The organism is Streptomyces sp. NBC_01017 (assembly GCF_045162795.1).
Taxonomy (GTDB): Bacteria; Actinomycetota; Actinomycetes; order Streptomycetales; family Streptomycetaceae; genus Streptomyces; species Streptomyces machairae.
Map to the genome: position 1 here is coordinate 7,745,720 of NZ_CP108683.1, position 17,676 is coordinate 7,763,395.

Annotated in this window: 20 protein-coding genes; 14 read left to right on the forward strand and 6 right to left on the reverse strand. The window is 70.1% G+C overall.

The features are described from left to right. The first annotated feature begins 173 nt into the window (after positions 1–173). The 6 genes from OG331_RS35545 to OG331_RS35570 all read left to right on the forward strand — a co-directional run bounded on the left by OG331_RS35545 (position 174) and on the right by OG331_RS35570 (position 5,376). Positions 174–971 (forward strand): metallophosphoesterase, encoded by a 798-nt coding sequence (locus OG331_RS35545; RefSeq protein WP_406204004.1) that lies wholly within the window; start codon positions 174–176, stop codon positions 969–971. 132 nt (positions 972–1,103) lie between these two features. Further along, positions 1,104–1,544, forward strand: a complete 441-nt coding sequence (locus OG331_RS35550; RefSeq protein WP_406204007.1) for an SRPBCC family protein — start codon at positions 1,104–1,106, stop codon at positions 1,542–1,544. A gap of 148 nt (positions 1,545–1,692) precedes the next feature. Further along, entirely contained in the window at positions 1,693–2,868 is a 1,176-nt protein-coding gene (locus OG331_RS35555; protein ID WP_406204009.1) for an ArsA family ATPase, read from the forward strand. Positions 2,869–2,925: 57 nt separating this feature from the next. Beyond that, the gene (locus tag OG331_RS35560; RefSeq protein WP_406204012.1) at positions 2,926–3,420 is read left to right on the forward strand and encodes a DUF5304 domain-containing protein; all 495 of its coding nucleotides are present in this window, start codon (positions 2,926–2,928) and stop codon (positions 3,418–3,420) included. 139 nt (positions 3,421–3,559) lie between these two features. Continuing rightward, positions 3,560–4,513, forward strand: coding sequence for an ROK family glucokinase (locus OG331_RS35565; protein ID WP_369270505.1), 954 nt, complete (start codon positions 3,560–3,562; stop codon positions 4,511–4,513). A gap of 113 nt (positions 4,514–4,626) precedes the next feature. Further along, a complete protein-coding gene (locus OG331_RS35570; RefSeq protein ID WP_406204016.1) occupies positions 4,627–5,376 on the forward strand; it encodes an endonuclease/exonuclease/phosphatase family protein in 750 nt (249 codons plus the stop codon). 1 nt (position 5,377) lies between these two features. Here the strand turns inward: OG331_RS35570 and OG331_RS35575 are convergent, their stop codons facing one another. Continuing rightward, entirely contained in the window at positions 5,378–6,022 is a 645-nt protein-coding gene (locus OG331_RS35575) for a hypothetical protein (protein WP_406204019.1), read from the reverse strand. Beyond that, complete coding sequence (locus tag OG331_RS35580) at positions 6,015–6,794, reverse strand: alpha/beta hydrolase (protein WP_406204022.1); 780 nt, start codon at positions 6,792–6,794, stop codon at positions 6,015–6,017. The genes OG331_RS35575 and OG331_RS35580 overlap by 8 nt, the downstream gene beginning before the upstream one ends. Before the next feature lie 195 nt (positions 6,795–6,989). Here OG331_RS35580 and OG331_RS35585 point away from each other — a divergent pair, with 195 nt between their 5' ends. From OG331_RS35585 to OG331_RS35605, 5 genes are all read left to right on the forward strand, one after another. Next, positions 6,990–7,721: a lysophospholipid acyltransferase family protein gene (locus tag OG331_RS35585; protein ID WP_406204025.1), complete on the forward strand. Its 732-nt coding sequence runs from the start codon at positions 6,990–6,992 to the stop codon at positions 7,719–7,721. A gap of 34 nt (positions 7,722–7,755) precedes the next feature. Next, positions 7,756–8,994: a MacS family sensor histidine kinase gene (gene macS, locus OG331_RS35590; RefSeq protein ID WP_406204028.1), complete on the forward strand. Its 1,239-nt coding sequence runs from the start codon at positions 7,756–7,758 to the stop codon at positions 8,992–8,994. Next, entirely contained in the window at positions 8,991–9,692 is a 702-nt protein-coding gene (locus tag OG331_RS35595; RefSeq protein ID WP_391402990.1) for a response regulator, read from the forward strand. Before macS ends, OG331_RS35595 begins: the two co-directional genes overlap by 4 nt. A gap of 148 nt (positions 9,693–9,840) precedes the next feature. Then, positions 9,841–10,869 (forward strand): 6-phosphofructokinase, encoded by a 1,029-nt coding sequence (locus OG331_RS35600; protein ID WP_406204031.1) that lies wholly within the window; start codon positions 9,841–9,843, stop codon positions 10,867–10,869. A 112-nt stretch (positions 10,870–10,981) separates the two neighbouring features. Further along, the gene (locus tag OG331_RS35605) at positions 10,982–11,977 is read left to right on the forward strand and encodes a 2-hydroxyacid dehydrogenase (RefSeq protein WP_406204033.1); all 996 of its coding nucleotides are present in this window, start codon (positions 10,982–10,984) and stop codon (positions 11,975–11,977) included. Here the strand turns inward: OG331_RS35605 and OG331_RS35610 are convergent. Together OG331_RS35610 and OG331_RS35615 are read right to left on the reverse strand one after the other, a co-directional pair. Next, positions 11,929–13,863, reverse strand: coding sequence for an anthranilate synthase family protein (locus tag OG331_RS35610; RefSeq protein WP_406204036.1), 1,935 nt, complete (start codon positions 13,861–13,863; stop codon positions 11,929–11,931). The two genes, OG331_RS35605 and OG331_RS35610, sit on opposite strands and share 49 nt — an antisense overlap. Before the next feature lie 118 nt (positions 13,864–13,981). Beyond that, positions 13,982–14,038, reverse strand: a complete 57-nt coding sequence (locus OG331_RS35615; RefSeq protein ID WP_071528813.1) for a trp operon leader peptide — start codon at positions 14,036–14,038, stop codon at positions 13,982–13,984. A 103-nt stretch (positions 14,039–14,141) separates the two neighbouring features. On the opposite strand from OG331_RS35615, the gene OG331_RS35620 reads away from it, so the two are divergent. Next, the gene (locus OG331_RS35620) at positions 14,142–15,494 is read left to right on the forward strand and encodes a class II 3-deoxy-7-phosphoheptulonate synthase (RefSeq protein ID WP_406204038.1); all 1,353 of its coding nucleotides are present in this window, start codon (positions 14,142–14,144) and stop codon (positions 15,492–15,494) included. A 144-nt stretch (positions 15,495–15,638) separates the two neighbouring features. Beyond that, positions 15,639–15,872 (forward strand): (2Fe-2S)-binding protein, encoded by a 234-nt coding sequence (locus OG331_RS35625; RefSeq protein WP_328884504.1) that lies wholly within the window; start codon positions 15,639–15,641, stop codon positions 15,870–15,872. Here OG331_RS35625 and bfr read toward each other — a convergent pair. Further along, the gene (gene bfr, locus OG331_RS35630; protein ID WP_328882207.1) at positions 15,869–16,345 is read right to left on the reverse strand and encodes a bacterioferritin; all 477 of its coding nucleotides are present in this window, start codon (positions 16,343–16,345) and stop codon (positions 15,869–15,871) included. The genes OG331_RS35625 and bfr overlap by 4 nt on opposite strands. A gap of 176 nt (positions 16,346–16,521) precedes the next feature. Between bfr and OG331_RS35635 the strand changes: the two genes are divergently transcribed. Beyond that, positions 16,522–17,154 (forward strand): sulfite oxidase-like oxidoreductase, encoded by a 633-nt coding sequence (locus OG331_RS35635; protein WP_328882208.1) that lies wholly within the window; start codon positions 16,522–16,524, stop codon positions 17,152–17,154. A 24-nt stretch (positions 17,155–17,178) separates the two neighbouring features. On the opposite strand, the gene OG331_RS35640 is transcribed toward OG331_RS35635, so the two are convergent. Then, positions 17,179–17,667, reverse strand: coding sequence for a DUF4396 domain-containing protein (locus OG331_RS35640; RefSeq protein ID WP_406204042.1), 489 nt, complete (start codon positions 17,665–17,667; stop codon positions 17,179–17,181). Positions 17,668–17,676 lie beyond the last annotated feature (9 nt).

Below are 17,676 nucleotides of genomic sequence, written 5' to 3' on the forward strand. Positions count from 1 at the left end.
TATGGCTTCTTCGACAGGGGGTCCCGACGAGATGTTCGCTGCGTCACACGATGGGTGCTTCACGGATGGGTGCTTCTGCGCGCACAGTAGTCGAGCCGTCTGACGACTGGCCAGTAACCATGGGTCCCGCCGCCACTGTTCACGTTTGCCGCACACGCCTACCCTTGATCGCCATGGCACCGACACCGACCGGAAACCGCCGGACCCGCGTTCACGTGGTCAGTGATGTGCACGGCAACGCCCGTGACCTGGCCAAAGCCGGCGAGGGCGCGGACGCCCTGATCTGCCTCGGCGACCTGGTGTTGTTCCTCGACTACGCCGACCACTCGCGCGGCATCTTCCCCGACCTGTTCGGCGCGCAGAACGCCGACCGCATCGTGGCGCTGCGCACCGCCCGGCGCTTCGACGAGGCGCGCGAGTTCGGGGCGCGGCTGTGGGCCGGGATCGGCTCGGACCGGGGTGCCGTGATCGAGAAGGCGGTGCGCAAGCAGTACGCCGAGATGTTCGCGGCGTTCCCGACGCCGACGTACGCCACGTACGGCAATGTCGACATGCCGCCCCTGTGGCCCGAGTACGCCGGGCCGGGTACGACGGTGCTGGACGGGGAGCGGGTGGAGATCGGGGGCTGGACCTTCGGGTTCGTGGGCGGCGGCCTGCGGACGCCGATGCGGACGCCCTACGAGATCAGCGACGAGGAGTACGCCGCCAAGGTCGAGGCCGTGGGGGAGGTGGACGTGCTGTGCACGCACATTCCGCCGGAGGTCCCCGAGTTGGTGTACGACACCGTGGCGCGGCGCTTCGAGCGGGGGAGCAGGGCACTGCTGGAGGCGATTCGCCGTACGCGTCCCCGTTACTCCCTCTTCGGGCACGTCCATCAGCCGCTGGTGCGGCGGATGCGGATCGGGGCGACGGAGTGCGTGAACGTGGGGCACTTCGCCGGGTCGGGGAAGCCGTGGGCGCTGGAATGGTGAGCGGGCCGCCGGGATCCGGCCGGGATCGCAGGTGGGGGTGAAGTCGGCTGGTCGGGCGCGCGGTAGCCTTCACGCTGCGCACTCGTGCGCACCACGACTTCTTACCGGCCCGCATCTGGAGGAGCCACGGCGATGGCGGAACACACCAGCTCGAGCATCATGATCGAGGCGGCACCGGCCGATGTCATGGGGGTGATCGCCGACTTCGCCCGCTACCCGGACTGGACCGGTGAGGTGAAGGAGGCGGAGGTCCTCAAGTCCGACGACCAGGGCCGCGCCGAGCAGGTCCGGCTCGTCATGGACGCCGGGGCGATCAAGGACGACCAGGTACTGGGGTACACCTGGACCGGCGCGAACGAGGTGTCCTGGACGCTGGTGAAGTCCCAGATGCTGCGGTCGCTGGACGGCTCGTACATTCTGAAGCCGGCGGGCGCGGGATCGACCGAGGTCACCTACCAGCTGACGGTGGATGTCAAGATCCCGATGCTGGGGATGATCAAGCGGAAGGCCGAGAAGGTCATCATCGACCGCGCGTTGGCGGGGCTGAAGAAGCGGGTGGAGTCGGGCAAGTAGGGGGTTCGCCCCCGCCGCCCCTGCCCTCGTTCTCGAACGCCGGACGGGCTGGAACGCCTGGACCGGCGTCACATGGGTAGTCGGTGTCGTCAGGCCGGGGCTGCGTTTCGAGCGGCCTTGATCCCGACGTCCGTTACGGTTCACCCCCATGCGCACCATCCTGATCACGGGCCCCGGCGGCAGCGGTCGTACCACCGTCGCCGCTGCCACCGCGCTCGCCGCCGCCCGTGAGGGCACCCGCACCCTCCTGCTCGGCGGCGACCGTACCGACACCCTCGGTGCCGCTCTCGGCGTGCCGACCGGCGTGACGCCGACACAGGTCAGCGAGACCCTCACCGCCTGGCGCCCCGACGCGGCGCTGAGTTTCCGGGACGACCTCGCCGGCTTCCAGGAACGCGCCTCCACCGCCCTCGACCTCCTCGGCGCCTCCCGGCTGGACCCGGAAGAGGTCACTCCGCTCCCCGGGGCCGAGGAGCTCGCACTGCTGCGGGCGCTGCGGGACGCGGCCCTCGCCGAGCGGCACGAGCTGCTCGTCGTGGACCTGCCCGCCACCCCGCAGGCCCTCGCCCTGCTCTCGCTCCCCGAGGAGCTGCGCCGCTACCTGCGCCGGCTGATCCCCTCCGAACGGCAGGCCGCCCGCGCGCTGCGGCCCGTCCTGGGGCGGCTGGCCGGAGTTCCGATGCCCGCGGAGTGGCTGTACGAGACCGCGGCCCGCTGGGACGTCGAGCTCGCCGCCGTGGAAGCCGTGGTCGACGACCGCGACACCGTCGTACGGCTGGTCGCCGAACCCGGCCCGGCCGGCGCCGACGCCGTACGCGCCGCCACCCTCGCCCTCGCCCTGCGCGGCCTGCGCCCCGACCTGCTGATCGCCAACCGCGTCCTGCCGGAGGCGGAGGCCACGGCGGGCAGCTGGCTCGACGGACCCGTCACCCAGCAGCGCAAGGTCCTGGAGGAGTGGCAGCAGGACCATGACGTCCATGGCGTCGGCCACCTCGGACGGGACCCCCGGGGCGCCGACGACCTCGCCGCGCTCGCTGTGCCCGCCGTCAACACGACGTCGTCCACCGTGGAGTGGCCCGTCGTCGACCGGCTGGCCGAGGACGGCGTCCTCGTCTGGCACATTCCCCTGCCCGGCGCCGTACGCGACGAACTCGACCTCGTCCGGCGCGGCGACGAACTCGTCCTCACCGCGGGACAGTTCCGGCGTATCGTGCCCCTGCCGTCCGCCCTGCGCCGGTGCGGTGTGGACGGGGCCGGGCTGCGCGACGGCGAGCTGCGGATCCGGTTCGCGCCGGATCCGGGTCTGTGGCCGAGGACCCGGTGAAGCAGGTACGCCCGTTCGGGTAACGTCGTAGAGACGAACCGTAGTCAGGAGTCCGTCATGAGCGAAGAGCTCCCCACGTCCGACGCCGACAAGCACGAGGCGATCGACGAGGTACGGGCGACCGACGCCGACGCCTGGGCCACGGCGTGCGCCGAGGACCTCGCGGAGGAGAAGGCCCGCCGCCGCACCCAGTACGGCACGCCCCCGGGCTCCGCCGCCGAGGAACTGCGCAAGCTCGTCGACGCCGTCGCGGACAAGCTCTCGACCCTCCAGTCCCCGCTGCTCGGCGCGGTCGCCGGACCCGCCGCCCAGCAGGTGGTCAAGCAGGTCGTGGAGCAGGCCAAGGCCGCCGTCGAGCCCGTCATCGAGCGCAACCCCGACGTCTTCGACCACCTGGCCGCGGCCGGTGGCGAACTCCTCGCTGCCTACCGCTCCGCGGTCCAGGCCCAGGAACAGCGCTGGACCACCCGGGAGACGGGCGGGCACGACCTGGACGAGCGTCCCGACCGAGGCGACGAGCCCGGTCCCGGCGAGCGCATCGACCTGGACTGATTCCCCGGTCGACGGATGAGCCGAGCCCCGTGTTCAGGGCCTCGGCCGGCCCCGTCCGCCGGGCGGACGACGGGGACTGCGACGACAGGGGCTCGGGTACGGTTGGCCGTAGCGGGGCTCGACCGAAACTGAGGGATTCATGGGACTCACCATCGGCGTCGACATCGGCGGCACGAAGATCGCGGCCGGCGTGGTCGACGAGGAAGGCAACATCCTCTCGACCCACAAGGTGCCGACCCCGGGCACGCCCGAGGGCATCGTGGACGCCATCGCCTCCGCGGTGGAGGGCGCGCGCGCCGGGCACGAGATCGTCGGCGTGGGTATCGGTGCGGCCGGTTACGTCAATCGTCAGCGCTCCGAGGTCTACTTCGCCCCCAACATCGACTGGCGCAACGAGCCGCTCAAGGAGAAGGTCGAGGCGCGCGTCGGCCTCCCGGTCGTAGTCGAGAACGACGCCAACGCGGCCGCGTGGGGCGAGTACAAGTTCGGCGCCGGCAAGGGCCACCGCAACGTCATCTGCATCACGCTGGGCACCGGCCTCGGCGGCGGCATCATCATCGGCAACAAGCTGCGCCGCGGCCACTACGGCGTGGCCGCCGAGTTCGGCCACATCCGCATGGTGCCGGACGGCCTGCTCTGCGGCTGCGGCAGCCAGGGATGCTGGGAGCAGTACGCCTCCGGCCGCGCCCTCGTCCGCTACGCCAAGCAGCGCGCCAACGCCACCCCGGAGAGCGCCGAGATCCTGCTCGGCATGGGCGACGGCAGCCCCGAGGGCATCGAGGGCAAGCACATCTCCATGGCCGCCCGCCAGGGTGACCCGGTCGCCGTCGACTCCTACCGCGAGCTCGCCCGCTGGGCCGGCGCCGGCCTCGCCGACCTGGCCTCCCTCTTCGACCCGTCCGCCTTCATCGTCGGCGGCGGCCTCTCGGACGAGGGCGAACTGGTCCTCGACCCCATCCGCAAGTCCTACAAGCGCTGGCTCGTGGGCGGCAACTGGCGCCCGGTGGCGGACGTCATCGCCGCCCAGCTCGGCAACAAGGCGGGCCTGGTGGGCGCGGCGGACCTGGCCCGGGAGCCCGACCCGATCATGTAAAGGGCCGGTGGGTCCAACTCTCCAGGGGCGCGGGGAACTGCGCGACCAGCCACGTACGACCGGCTGTCGCCATGAACCTCGCGCCCCGAGCCATGGGGCGTAAATTGATCCACATGGAGCTGCTGCCCAACTCCCACACAGAGCCCGACGGTTCCGCCCTCATCCGCGTACTCAGCTACAACATCCGCTCGATGCGCGACGACACGGACGCCCTCGCCCACGTCATCACCGCCTGCGCCCCCGACCTGGTCCTCATCCAGGAAGCCCCCCGCTTCTTCCGCTGGCGCAAGAAACTCTCCCGCCTGGCCCGCGCGGCGAACCTCGTGATCCTCACGGGCGGCGCCACGGCCGCGGGCCCGGCGATCCTCTGCTCGCTCCGGGCGACGATCGAACGCACCGAGGACGTACTCCTCCCGCTCACCCCCGGACTCCACAGACGCGGCTTCGCCACGGCAGTGGTCCGCTTCGGCGGCGCCCGTCTCGGCGTGCTCTGCTGTCACCTCTCCCTGCAGAAGGACGAGCGCTACGAACAGGGCGGCATGCTGCTCGACCGCCTCGCCGGCATGGGCGTCGAGCACGCCGTCGCGGGCGGCGACCTGAACGAACGCCCCGGCGGCCGCACCTTCCACCGGCTGGCCGACGGCCTCCAGGACTGCTGGGCCACCAGCCCCTGGGGCGAGGAGTACACCTCGACGCCGGCCGACCCGCATCAACGTATCGACGCGATCTTCGCGACCAAGGGCATCGAGGTGGTCGGATGCGGGGTTCCCATCGGCCTTCCCGGGATCATGCAGACAGACCTGAGGGCGGCCACGGACCACCTTCCGGTCCTGGCCGCCCTCAGAGTCCCGGCAGCTCAGTAGGTCAGACGACCGCGCCCCGCCCCGGATCGCCTTCGTCCTCGTCGTCCGTCTTCATCCGCATCACAAGCGTGGCGAACCCGCCCAGGAACCCGCCGATGCCCAGGGTGGCCAGCCACCACGTCATGTCCCAGTTGAGCACGACGGCGAGCAGCAGCAGGACCGGCCCGCCGATCACCGCGAGCCAGGCGAACTTCGCGGTCGCGTCGGCGGCGGGCAGGGGCGGCGGCTCCGGCGGGACGAAGTGGCCCTCGTCGTCGGCGTCGAAGTCGTCCTCGGCCGGCTCGGGCACGCTGTAGTCGCGTGGGCCGACGCCGGGGGCGAAGGAGATCGAGCTGCCGAGGGACTTGGCGGGCTCGTCCTCCTTGGGCTCGTCGGTCTGCTTGACCTTCGCGCCCTTGTCGCCCTGCCCGGCCGTCGGCTCCTCGTCCCTCCTGCCGCCCGTCTCGTCGTTGGTGTCGGACTCCGGCAGGGCCAGGTCCTCCACGGACTTGTAGGGCTTCGAGCCGGGCGGGTCCGGCGGCTCGTCGCCGAACCCGGCGACGATCGCGGCCCAGGCTGCGTCCTCGTCGAACGGGACGTGCTGCTCTTCCGGCTCGCGATCGTCGCGGTCCTCGCGCCTTTCGCGGTCGGAGTCGTGCTCAGCCACGTGCGGTCGTCCTTCCCTTGCCGACGCCGGTTGCGAGCCGGCCGATGAAGCCGAGGCTCTCCTCGAAGATCCGGTTCGCGTCATGGTCCAACGTCGCCACGTGATAACTCTGTTCCAGCACGACCTCCGTTACGTCCGTCGACGACACCCTGCTCAGGATCCGGGCCGAGTCCGCGGACGGCACGGTGTGGTCCTGGGCGCTGCGCAGAAGCAGCAGCGGCTGGGTGACCTGCGGCAGCTCGCCGTCGACCAGGCGGAAGAAGGTCCGCAGCGAGTGGGCCGCGTGCAGCGGCACCCGGTCGTACCCGATCTCGACGCCGCCCTCCTTCGCGATGTCGCTGACGATCCCCGGCACCGTACGGACGAAGTGGCGGGACACCGCAAGCGTGTACGCGAACAGCCCGTGGATCTTGTTCGCCGGGTTGACGACCAGCACCCCGGCGACGTCCTCCCCGTGCTTCGCGGCGAGCCGCAGGGCCAGGGCGCCGCCCATGGACAGGCCGGCCACGAAGACCCGGGTGCAGTGCTCGCGCAGGCTGCGCAGCTCGCGGTCCACCTCGGCATACCAGTCCTGCCAGCCGGTGAGCTGCATGTCCTCCCAGCGCGTGCCGTGTCCCGGCAGCAGCGGCAGCGAGACGGTGAGCCCTTGCTCGGCGAGGGACTCCGCCCAGGGGCGCAGCGACTGGGGGGAACCGGTGAAGCCGTGGCAGAGCAGAACCCCGACCTCACCACCGGCACGGCGGTAGGGCTCTGCTCCAGGAAGGACCGGCACCTTACGGTCTCCTGTTCGTGAGAAGGACGACATGGACGAGAGGAACCACAACGACCCACGCGGCGGAGCCGCAAGTCGATACATCCAGGTGTCCTTCACCGTACGCGACCGCACTGACACCGACCAGGGTCGTCGGAGTCATTGGGAGTGCTCCGGGTTAAGGTCTGAGCGACAGACACAGGAGGCACTCGGTTGTTGTACGGCGCGATGAAGGTGACCATCGGGGGACCGTTGAAGGTCGCCTTCAGGCCCTGGGTGGAAGGCCTGGAGAACATTCCCGCCGAGGGCCCAGCGATCCTCGCGAGCAATCACCTCTCCTTCTCGGACTCGTTCTTCCTGCCCGCGGTCCTCGACCGCAAGGTGACCTTCATCGCGAAGGCCGAGTACTTCACCACTCCGGGCGTCAAGGGTCGGCTGACGGCCGCGTTCTTCAAGGGCGTCGGCCAGCTGCCCGTGGACCGCTCCGGCGGGCGCGGGGCGGGCGAGGCGGCCATCAAGAGCGGCACGGACGTCCTTGAGCGCGGTGAGCTGTTCGGTATCTATCCCGAGGGCACACGCTCGCCCGACGGCCGGCTCTACCGGGGCAAGCCCGGCGGCCTCGCGCGCGTGGCGCTCGCCAGCGGAGCGCCGGTCATCCCGGTCGCCATGATCGACACGGAGAAGATCCAGCCGCCCGGCAAGGTCATGCCCAAGCTCATGCGGCCGGGCATCCGGATCGGCAGGCCGCTGGACTTCGGCCGGTACCAGGGCATGGAGCACGACCGCTTCGTGCTCCGCGCGCTGACCGACGAGGTCATGTACGAGATCATGAAGCGCTCCGGCCAGGAGTACGTCGACATGTACGCGACCGCCGCCAAGCGGCAGATCGCGGAGGCCGCGAAGGCCGAGAAGGAACAGGCGCGCAAGAAGAAGGAACTGTCCGAATAGAGTCGGCCGCACACTGAGCCGAGGGGTGGGGGGCATGGCCGAGCGCGAGCGGGTCATGAGGATGTCGGTCGAGCAGCCGCTGTGGCGTGCGCTCACCGGATACCGGGTGCTGACCCTGGTGTACGCGATCGGGCTCTTCGTCAGCGCGTACGACGAGGTCACTCGTCCCTGGGTGGCCATCGGCTACTTCGCGGTCCTGACCGTCTGGACGCTGGCCACGCTGCCCCGCGTGGCGAACGCCGCGAGCTGCACCAAGCGCTTCCTCGCCGTCGACCTCACCATCGCCCTGGCCGGCATCCTGCTCACGCGGCTCGCCGAGTCACCCGAGCGGATCGACGCCGGGGCCCCGACGCTGCCGTCGATATGGACGGCGGGCGCCGTGCTGGCGTTCGCCATCAAGGGCGGCTGGCGCTGGGCCGCCTTCGCCTCCACGCTGGTCGCCGCCGCCAACCTGGTCCATCGCTCCGGCGTACCGACCCGCGACACCGTCCACATGGTGCTGCTCGTCTGGATCGCGTCCATCGCCATCGGCTACGTCGTCGAGGTCGCCCGGGCCTCCGAGCGCACCCTCGCGCGGGCCCTGGAGATCGAGGCGGCGACGCGGGAGCGGGAGCGGCTCGCCCGGGACATCCACGACAGTGTGCTCCAGGTGCTGGCGATGGTGCAGCGGCGCGGTGCCGTCATCGGCGGCGAGGCGGCCGAGCTGGGCCGGATGGCGGGCGAGCAGGAGGTCGCGCTGCGGACGCTGGTCTCGGGCGGCCTGGTGCCCTTGTCGAGGGTGTCGGAGGACGCCGCCCAGGGCGCGGTCGTACGGGCCGTCGAGGAGCCCGACGACTCCACCGGTCCCGCCGGTCCGGTCGATCTCCGTGTGCTGCTCGCCCCGTATGCCGGCGCCATGGTCAGCCTCGCCGAGCCGGGCGCGCCCGTGTCCCTGACCCCGGCCGCGGCGCGGGAGTTGACCGCGGCCGTCGGCGCCGCCCTGGACAACGTCCGCCGGCACGCGGGGGAGCACGCGCGTGCGTGGATCCTCGTCGAGGACGAACCCGACGAGGTGATCGTCACCGTACGGGACGACGGACCCGGCATCCCCGAGGGCCGGCTCGCCCAGGCCGAGGGCGAGGGGCGGCTCGGGGTCGCCCTGTCGATCCGCGGCAGGCTGCGGGATCTCGGCGGCACCGCCGAGCTGATCTCGGTGCCGGGGCAGGGCACCGAAGTGGAACTGAAAGTACCGAAGGACAGCAGCTCTTCACGGGGGAAGGCGGAGCAGCGATGACGGACACCGCGAGCGGACCGGACGCACGGCAGGGCACGATCAGGGTCATGGTGGTCGACGACCACCCCATGTGGCGCGACGCGGTCGCCCGCGACCTGGCCGAGTCCGGCTTCGACGTGGTCGCCACCGCCGGCGACGGTGACCAGGCGGTACGCCGTGCCAAGGCCGCCGCCCCGGACGTCCTGGTGCTCGACCTCAACCTGCCCGCCAAGCCCGGCGTCCAGGTCTGCAAGGAACTCGTCGGCCACAACCCGGCCCTGCGCGTCCTCGTCCTGTCCGCGAGCGGCGAGCACGCCGACGTCCTGGAGGCCGTGAAGTCCGGCGCGACCGGGTATCTGCTGAAGTCCGCGTCCACGGAGGAGCTGCTGGACGCGGTGCGCCGAACCGCCGTCGGTGACCCGGTGTTCACGCCGGGCCTGGCCGGGCTGGTCCTCGGCGAGTACCGCCGCCTCGCCTCCGAGCCGGCGCCGGCCGCACCGGACACCGACCAGCCGGGGGCCCCGCAGCTCACCGAGCGCGAGACCGAGGTGCTGCGGCTCGTCGCCAAGGGCCTGAGCTACAAGCAGATCGCCGAACGCCTCGTCATCTCCCACCGCACGGTCCAGAACCACGTCCAGAACACCCTCGGCAAGCTCCAGTTGCACAACCGGGTGGAGCTGGTCCGATACGCCATCGAGCGCGGCCTCGACGACGAGTGATCCGGCGATCCGCTGACCCGATGAACGAACCGGTGCGTAAACCAACCGCCTGACACTTCACCGGAATTGCCCTTCCCGCCCATCCCTGTGTGACCTGTATCACCATTAGCGTGGCCTCATCAGGCAACCGCGGCGAAGGGACATTTCCATGCGGGTCGGAGTACTGACCGGAGGCGGCGACTGCCCCGGTCTCAACGCCGTCATCCGGGCCGTCGTCCGCAAGGGCGTACAGGAGTACGGCTACGACTTCGTCGGCTTCAGGGACGGCTGGCGAGGTCCGCTCGAGAACGACAGCATCCGTCTCGACATCCCCGCGGTGCGCGGCATCCTGCCCCGCGGCGGCACCATCCTCGGCTCCTCGCGGACCAACCCGCTGAAGCAGGACGGCGGCATCCGCCGCATCAAGGAGAACCTCGCCAAGCAGGAGGTCGAGGCGCTCATCGTCATCGGCGGCGAGGACACCCTGGGTGTCGCCACGCAGCTGTCCGACGAGTACGGCGTGCCCTGCGTCGGCGTACCGAAGACGATCGACAACGACCTGTCCGCCACCGACTACACCTTCGGCTTCGACACCGCGGTCGGCATCGCCACGGAGGCGATCGACCGGCTGCACACCACCGCCGAGTCCCATATGCGCGTCCTCGTCTGCGAGGTGATGGGCCGTCACGCCGGCTGGATCGCCATCCACTCCGGGCTGGCCGGCGGGGCCAACGTCATCCTCATCCCCGAGCAGCGCTTCGACGTCGACAAGGTCTGCGCCTGGATCACCTCGCGCTTCAAGGCGTCGTACGCCCCGATCGTGGTCGTCGCCGAGGGCGCCATGCCGAAGGACGGCGACATGGTGCTCAAGGACCAGTCGCTGGACTCCTTCGGGCACGTCCGGCTGTCCGGCGTCGGCGAGTGGCTGGCCAAGGAGATCGAGCGGCGGACGGGCAAGGAGGCCCGTACGACCGTCCTCGGGCACATCCAGCGCGGCGGCACCCCGAGCGCCTTCGACCGCTGGCTCGCCACCCGCTTCGGACTGCACGCCATCGAGGCGGTCCGTGACGGCGACTTCGGCAAGATGGTCGCCCTGCGCGGCACCGACATCGTCCGCGTCCCGATCGCGGACGCCACGGCCAAGCTGAAGACGGTCGATCCGAAGCTGTACGAAGAGGTCGGCGTCTTCTTCGGCTGACCGGCCTTCGCCGGCGGTGTTCCGGCGGCCGCGTTCCGGCGGCTGCTTTCCGCCCGGCGACGTGGGGTTGTGGGCCGTATATTCGGCCCATAGCCCCACGAAGGGAGCCGTCTTGGAGATCATGGCCTTCGGTGTCCAGGCCGACGAGAAGCCCCTGATCGAGCAGGCCTTCCGGGGTCACCACGAGGTCCGCTGCCTGGACGTCTTCCTCAACGGGGACACCGCCCCCATCGCCACCGGCCACGAGGTCGTCTGCACCAGCGTCAACTGCGACCTCGGCGACCGCGTCCTGGGGACCCTCGCGGCCGGCGGGACCCGGATGGTCGCCCAGCGCTCCACCGGCTTCAACAACATCGACCTCAAGGTCGCCGAGCGCCTCGGCATGACGGTCGCACGGGTCTCGTACTACTCGCCCCACGCCGTGGCCGAGTTCGCCTGGACCCTCGCCCTGGCGGTCAACCGCCGCATCGTCCGCGCCTCCACGCGCACGCGTGACTTCGACTTCCGCCTCGACGGCCTGATGGGCCGCGACATGCACGGCCGCACCGCCGGCGTCCTCGGCACCGGAAAGATCGGCGAGGCATTCACGCGGATCGCCCACGGCTTCGGCATGAACCTCCTCGGCTGGGACGTCGCCGAGAACCCCGCCTGCATGCAGCTCGGCATGCGCTACGTCTCCAAGGACCAGCTCCTCGCCGAGTCCGACCTGGTCAGCCTGCACGTCCCGCTGATGCCGGAGACCCTGCACCTGATCGACGCGGACGCCCTGAAGTCGATGAAGGACGACGCCGTCCTGGTCAACTCCAGCCGCGGCGGCCTCATCGACACCGCGGCCCTCGTCGCCGAGCTGCGCGAGGGCCGCTTCACGGGCGTCGGCCTCGACGTGTACGAGGCGGAGGCCGGGCTGTTCTTCCTCGACAAGTCCCTCCAGGCGATCGAGGACGACACCCTGGCCCGCCTCGTCACCTTCCCGAACGTCCTGGTCACCTCCCATCAGGCGTACTACACCCAGGACGCCGTCGGCCAGATCGTCGAGACCACGCTGAAGAACGTCCTCGACTACACAGCGGGCCGCCGCTCCGAGAACGTGCTGGTCCCGCGCAGCTGACCCACCAGCTCCCGCACGACGGCGGCGCCGTTCAGCGTCAGGACCGACTCCGGGTGGAACTGCACGCCGGCGAAGCCGGGCCCGCGCACCGCGTGGACCTCCCCGTTGCCGGCCCGGCTGACCTCGACGCCGTGCGCGGTGAGCTCCAGGAGGGCCTCGTCGTCGCAGCGCGCCACGAAGCTGTTGTAGAAACCGACCGTCTCCGGCCGCCCGAACAGCTCGATCGTCGTCTGCGCGCCCTGGTACGGCACTTCCTTGCGTACGATCTCCAGCCCCAGCTCGGCCGCGATCAGCTCGTGCCCGAGGCAGACGCCGAGCACACCGTGCCGGTGATTCCGGATGACCTCGGCGGTCAGCTCCCGCAGGAACCGCATCTTCGGGTCGGCGAGATCCGAGGGGTCGCCGGGGCCGGGGCCGAGCACGACCGGCCCCTCGTGCGCGAGTACCGCCTCCCGCAGGCCGGGCTCGTCGTAGCGCCGCACGGTCACCTCCAGGCCGCTCGACCGCAGCACATGGGCGAGCATCGCCGTGAAGGTGTCCTCCCCGTCGACGACCAGGGCGTGACCGCTCAGCTCGGCGGACGGCTCCTGCATCCGCAGCCAGAAGGGTGCGAGCGACGCCCGGCGCCCGTCGAGCGCGGCACGCACGCGTGGGTCGTCGGCGAGGCAGGGCCGTACGGACTCCTCGCGCGGCCTTCCCGGCCGTACGCCCAGAGCCGCCAGTACGCCCGCCGCCTTGGCGTGGGTCTCCGCGACCTCGCTCGCCGGGTCCGACCCCCGCACCAGCGTGGCACCGACCGGCACCCGCAGCCGTCCGGCCGCGTCGATGTCGGCGGTGCGGATCAGGATGGGGGAGTCGAGGGTCTGGGCGCCGCCGGAGTCCTGTCCGAGGAGGGCCAGCGCACCGGCGTAGTAGCCGCGCCCGCCGACCTCGTGCCGCTCGATGACCCGGCAGGCGTTCTGCACGGGCGAGCCGGTGACGGTGGCCGCGAACATGGTCTCCTTGAGGACCTCACGCACATCCAGCGAGGACTTCCCGCGCAGCTCGTACTCGGTGTGCGCGAGGTGCGCCATCTCCTTCAGCCGGGGCCCTACGACCACGCCGCCCATGTCACCGACGGTGCACATCATCTTGAGCTCCTCGTCGACGACCATCGACAGCTCCTCGATCTCCTTGCCGTCGGCGAGGAAGTCCAGCAGATGCCCGGGCGTCGGCCCCTCGGCGGGGTAGCGGTACGTCCCGCTGATCGGGTTCATGATCACGGTCCCGCCGGACATCCGCACGTGCACCTCGGGGCTCGCCCCGACCAGCGTGCGCCCACCCGTCTCCCGCCCCCGCCCTTCCAAGGAAGGCCCTACGGGCCCTTTCTGATTTCCGGTGTGCACGACGAACGTCCAGTACGCGCCCCGCTCGCCCTCCAGCAGCCGCCGGAACAGCGCGAGCGCGTCGGCGCGTCCGAACCCCGGGATCTCGCCCTCGTACGTCCGCCGGATCACGAAGTTCGCGCCCTCGCCCTGCCCGATCTCCTCGCGCAGCACCCGCCCGACGATCTCGCCGTACTCCTCGTCGCCGACGTCGAAGCCGCCGCCCTCGACCCGCACGTCGTGCGCGGGGAGCTGCGCCAGGGCGTCGGCGAGCGGGATCTCGTACGTCTCCTCGGGGATCAGCACCGACAGCGGCGTGCCGTCGTCACGGACGTCGAAGCCGCGCTCGCGGATCTGCCGGAAGGGGACCAGCGCCAGGCCCTCGGCGGGGAGGTCGGCCAGTCTGTCGTAGGTGCTGACCGGGCCGATCATGACCTCGACGGTCTCGTGATCGTGGCCCGGGGTGCGGCGGCGCAGCAGGGCGAACGGGCGGGGGTCGTCCGGCAAGCCGAGCAGGTTCATGGGTCCGTGCTCCTTCTCCGTGGATCAGTGGATCTGTGGATTCGGTGGAGAGGAACGACCCGGAAAACGCCGAAGGCCGCCCCTCGGGCGGCCTTCGCGAAGTCTGTCGTACGCGCAGTCAGTGGGCCGCCGGATGAGCGGTCCACCACCAGTTCTGGGTCGAGTGCGCGAACATGCGAGGCACCTTATCCCATGTCGGGTGTCCGAGTCGTGTACCCCGTGTCTCAATTGCTGGGCATGGGGCAGGACGCCCTACCCGACCCCGTAATGTTGAGGTCGTGACCGTGAACGCTAAGACCAGCGCGAGCGCTGGCAACACCTGGCGAAACCTGCCCGCGGCGCAGCAGCCCGAGTACCCCGACACCGAGGCTCTGCGCGCAGTCGTTGCGGACCTCGAGTCGTATCCGCCGCTCGTCTTTGCGGGCGAGTGCGATCAGCTGCGCGCCCGGATGGCGGCCGTCGCCAAGGGAGAGGCGTTCCTCCTCCAGGGCGGCGACTGCGCCGAGGCCTTCGACGCGGTGTCCGCCGACCAGATCCGCAACAAGCTCAAGACGCTGCTCCAGATGGGCGCCGTGCTGACGTACGCCGCGTCCGTCCCCGTGGTGAAGGTCGGCCGCATCGCCGGCCAGTACTCCAAGCCGCGCTCCAAGGGCACCGAGACCCGCGACGGCGTGACCCTGCCGACGTACCGCGGCGACTCGGTCAACGGCTTCGACTTCATCGAGGCCGCCCGCATCCCGGACCCCGAGCGCCTGAAGCGGATGTACAACGCATCCGCCTCCACGCTCAATCTGGTGCGCGCCTTCACCACCGGCGGTTACGCCGACCTGCGCCAGGTGCACGCCTGGAACCAGGACTTCGTGAAGTCGTCCCCGTCCGGCCAGCGCTACGAGCAGCTCGCCCGCGAGATCGACCAGGCACTGAACTTCATGCACGCCTGCGGGGCCGACCCGGAGGAGTTCAAGACCGTCGAGTTCTACTCCTCGCACGAGGCGCTGCTGCTCGACTACGAGTCCGCGCTGACCAGGGTCGACTCGCGCACCGGGCAGCTGTACGACGTCTCCGCCCACATGGTGTGGATCGGTGAGCGCACCCGGCAGCTGGATCACGCGCACGTGGAGTTCGCCTCCAAGATCCGCAACCCGATCGGCATCAAGCTCGGCCCGACCACGACGGCCGAGGAGGCGCTGCAGTACATCGAGCGCCTGGACCCCGAGCGTGAGCCGGGCCGGCTGACCTTCATCGTCCGGATGGGCGCCGACAAGGTCCGCGACAAGCTCCCCGAGCTGGTCGAGAAGGTCACCGCCTCGGGTGCCACCGTGGCCTGGGTGACCGACCCGATGCACGGCAACACCTTCGAGGCGGCCTCCGGTCACAAGACCCGCCGCTTCGACGACGTGCTCGACGAGGTCAAGGGCTTCTTCGAGGTCCACAAGGCCCTCGGCACCCACCCGGGCGGCATCCACGTGGAGCTCACCGGCGACGATGTCACCGAGTGCGTGGGCGGCGGCGACGAGATCTTCGTCGACGATCTGCACCAGCGCTACGAGACGGCCTGCGACCCGCGGCTCAACCGCAGCCAGTCGCTTGACCTGGCGTTCCTCGTTGCGGAGATGTACAGGGACCAGTAGTCGGTTCGGTTGTTACATGCAAAGGGGGTGGGGCGCGGATCACATACGATCCGCGCCCCACCCCACTTTTATGGCTCCTGTGCGACGGGTAAGGTTAGGTTAGCCTCACCGATCAAGGGGATGGCGCATCGATCCCGCCGGGAGGTGAACCGCGTGTACGTCTGCAGCTGCTTCGGCATCACCGAGCAGCAGGTCAAGAAGCACGCGGAGGGCGGTGCCTGCACTCCCCGCCAGATAGCTTCGGCCTGCAAGGCAGGAACGGACTGCGGTTCGTGTGTGCGCCGTATCCAGGCGCTCCTGGGCAGGGGTGCCTGCCCGCGCCGGGAGCTGGCCGACCAGGGTGAACCCTTGCTCGCCGATCTTGAGGACGCGGCCTAGCTCGGCTGCTCGATCTGCTGCGCGAGGTAGAGCGCCTCACCGAGCTTCTCGATGAGTTCCAGCTGGGTGTCCAGGTAGTCGATGTGGTGCTCCTCGTCCTCGAGGATCGACTCGAAGATGTTCGCGGATGTGATGTCGCCCTTGGTGCGCATCACCTCGATGCCGCGCTTGAGGCGGTCGATCGCCTCGACCTCGACCTGGCGGTCGGCCTGGAACATCTCGGTGACCGTCTGGCCGACCCGCACGTGGAACAGCCGCTGGTAATTGGGCAGGCCGTCCAGCATGAGGATGCGCTCGGTGAGCTTGTCCGCGTGCTTCATCTCATCGATGGACTCTTCACGCGTGTACTTGGCGAGCTTGGTCCAGCCTTTGTTGTCCTGGATCCGGTAGTGCAGCCAGTACTGGTTGATCGCCGTGAGCTCGCCGGTCAGCTGCTCGTTGAGGAATTCGAGGACCTCGGGGTCGCCCTGCATCGCAGAGGCTCCTTCCACGCGTGGTAACTGGCGGGTTGGGCCGCATGATTCCACCGCTGACGAAGATCGTCCAGTAAGTCTTCACTTAGTAAGTAAGTGCATGCTTAGTCCAGTTTGCGGTGAATTGTGGAGGGGTGTGGTCAGGTGCACTGCCCCCGGTCTGTCAGGATGGACACATGGGTCAGCCGGCAGAGCGCGAGGGTGGAGCAGCAGCACACGCCGAGCTTCCGCCGGGACAGCGAGTGCAGCGCGGCTGGCCGGTCACGCACTACGGCCCGGTCCCCAAGTTCCGGCCCGAACGCTGGGAGTTCAGGGTGTTCGGGGCCACCGCCGACGGCGAGAAGCACTGCTGGACCCATGAGGAGTTCACGGCGCTGCCGTACAAGACCGTCGTCGCCGATCTGCACTGCGTCACGAAGTTCAGCATGCTCGGCGCGGAGTGGGGCGGCATTCCGGCCCGTACGATCCTCGACATCGCCCCGCCCGCCCCGGCCGTCACGCATGTGATGGTGTGGGCCGAGTACGGCTTCAGCTCCAACCTTCGCCTCGCCGACTTCGCCTCCGATCTCGCGATCTTCGCGACCCACAAGGACGGCGAACTGCTCACGGCGGAGCACGGATTCCCCCTCCGTCTGGTCGTCCCCCATCTGTACGCCTGGAAGGGCCCCAAGTGGGTCCGGGGCGTGGAGTACATGACCGCCGACCGGCGCGGGTTCTGGGAGGAGCGCGGGTACCACAACCTCGGGGACCCGTGGAAGGAACAGCGGTACTCGTACCAGGAGGAGCCCGGGGACGGGCCTGAGCTGTGACCTTCGGTGGTCGTACCGGGGCGTTCAGTGGTGGTACTGGTGCACCACCGCATGCCCCTTGCCGCGGCCGATCATCCACTTGTTGACCGGGGTCGTCAGAACGAAGGCGACGGTCAGCGCGATCGCCAGCACCCACCAGAACAGCGGGTCGGCGAGCTCGGCGTCCATGGCGCCGGGCCACAGCACGATCACACCGTTGTCGACCAGCTCCATCACGGCGATGGACAGGGTGTCCGCGGCCAGCGCCACCTTGAGCGCGGCACGCAGGTCGACGCCCGCCTTCAGTACGCCGCGCAGGGTGAGCGCGTAGCCGAAGAAGAAGGCCAGGATGATCGCCAGGACCAGGGTCGGTACGTTGCCCCAGCCGAGCGCGGTGCCGATCACCATGCCCAGCACCTCGCCGATGGCGCAGCCGGTGAGGCAGTGCAGCGTGGCCCGGACGGCCATCGCCCAGCTGCTGGTCGCGGCCATCTCGTGGTGGTGCGCGTGTGCCGCGTGCGCTTCGTGCTGCATGAGTGCCCC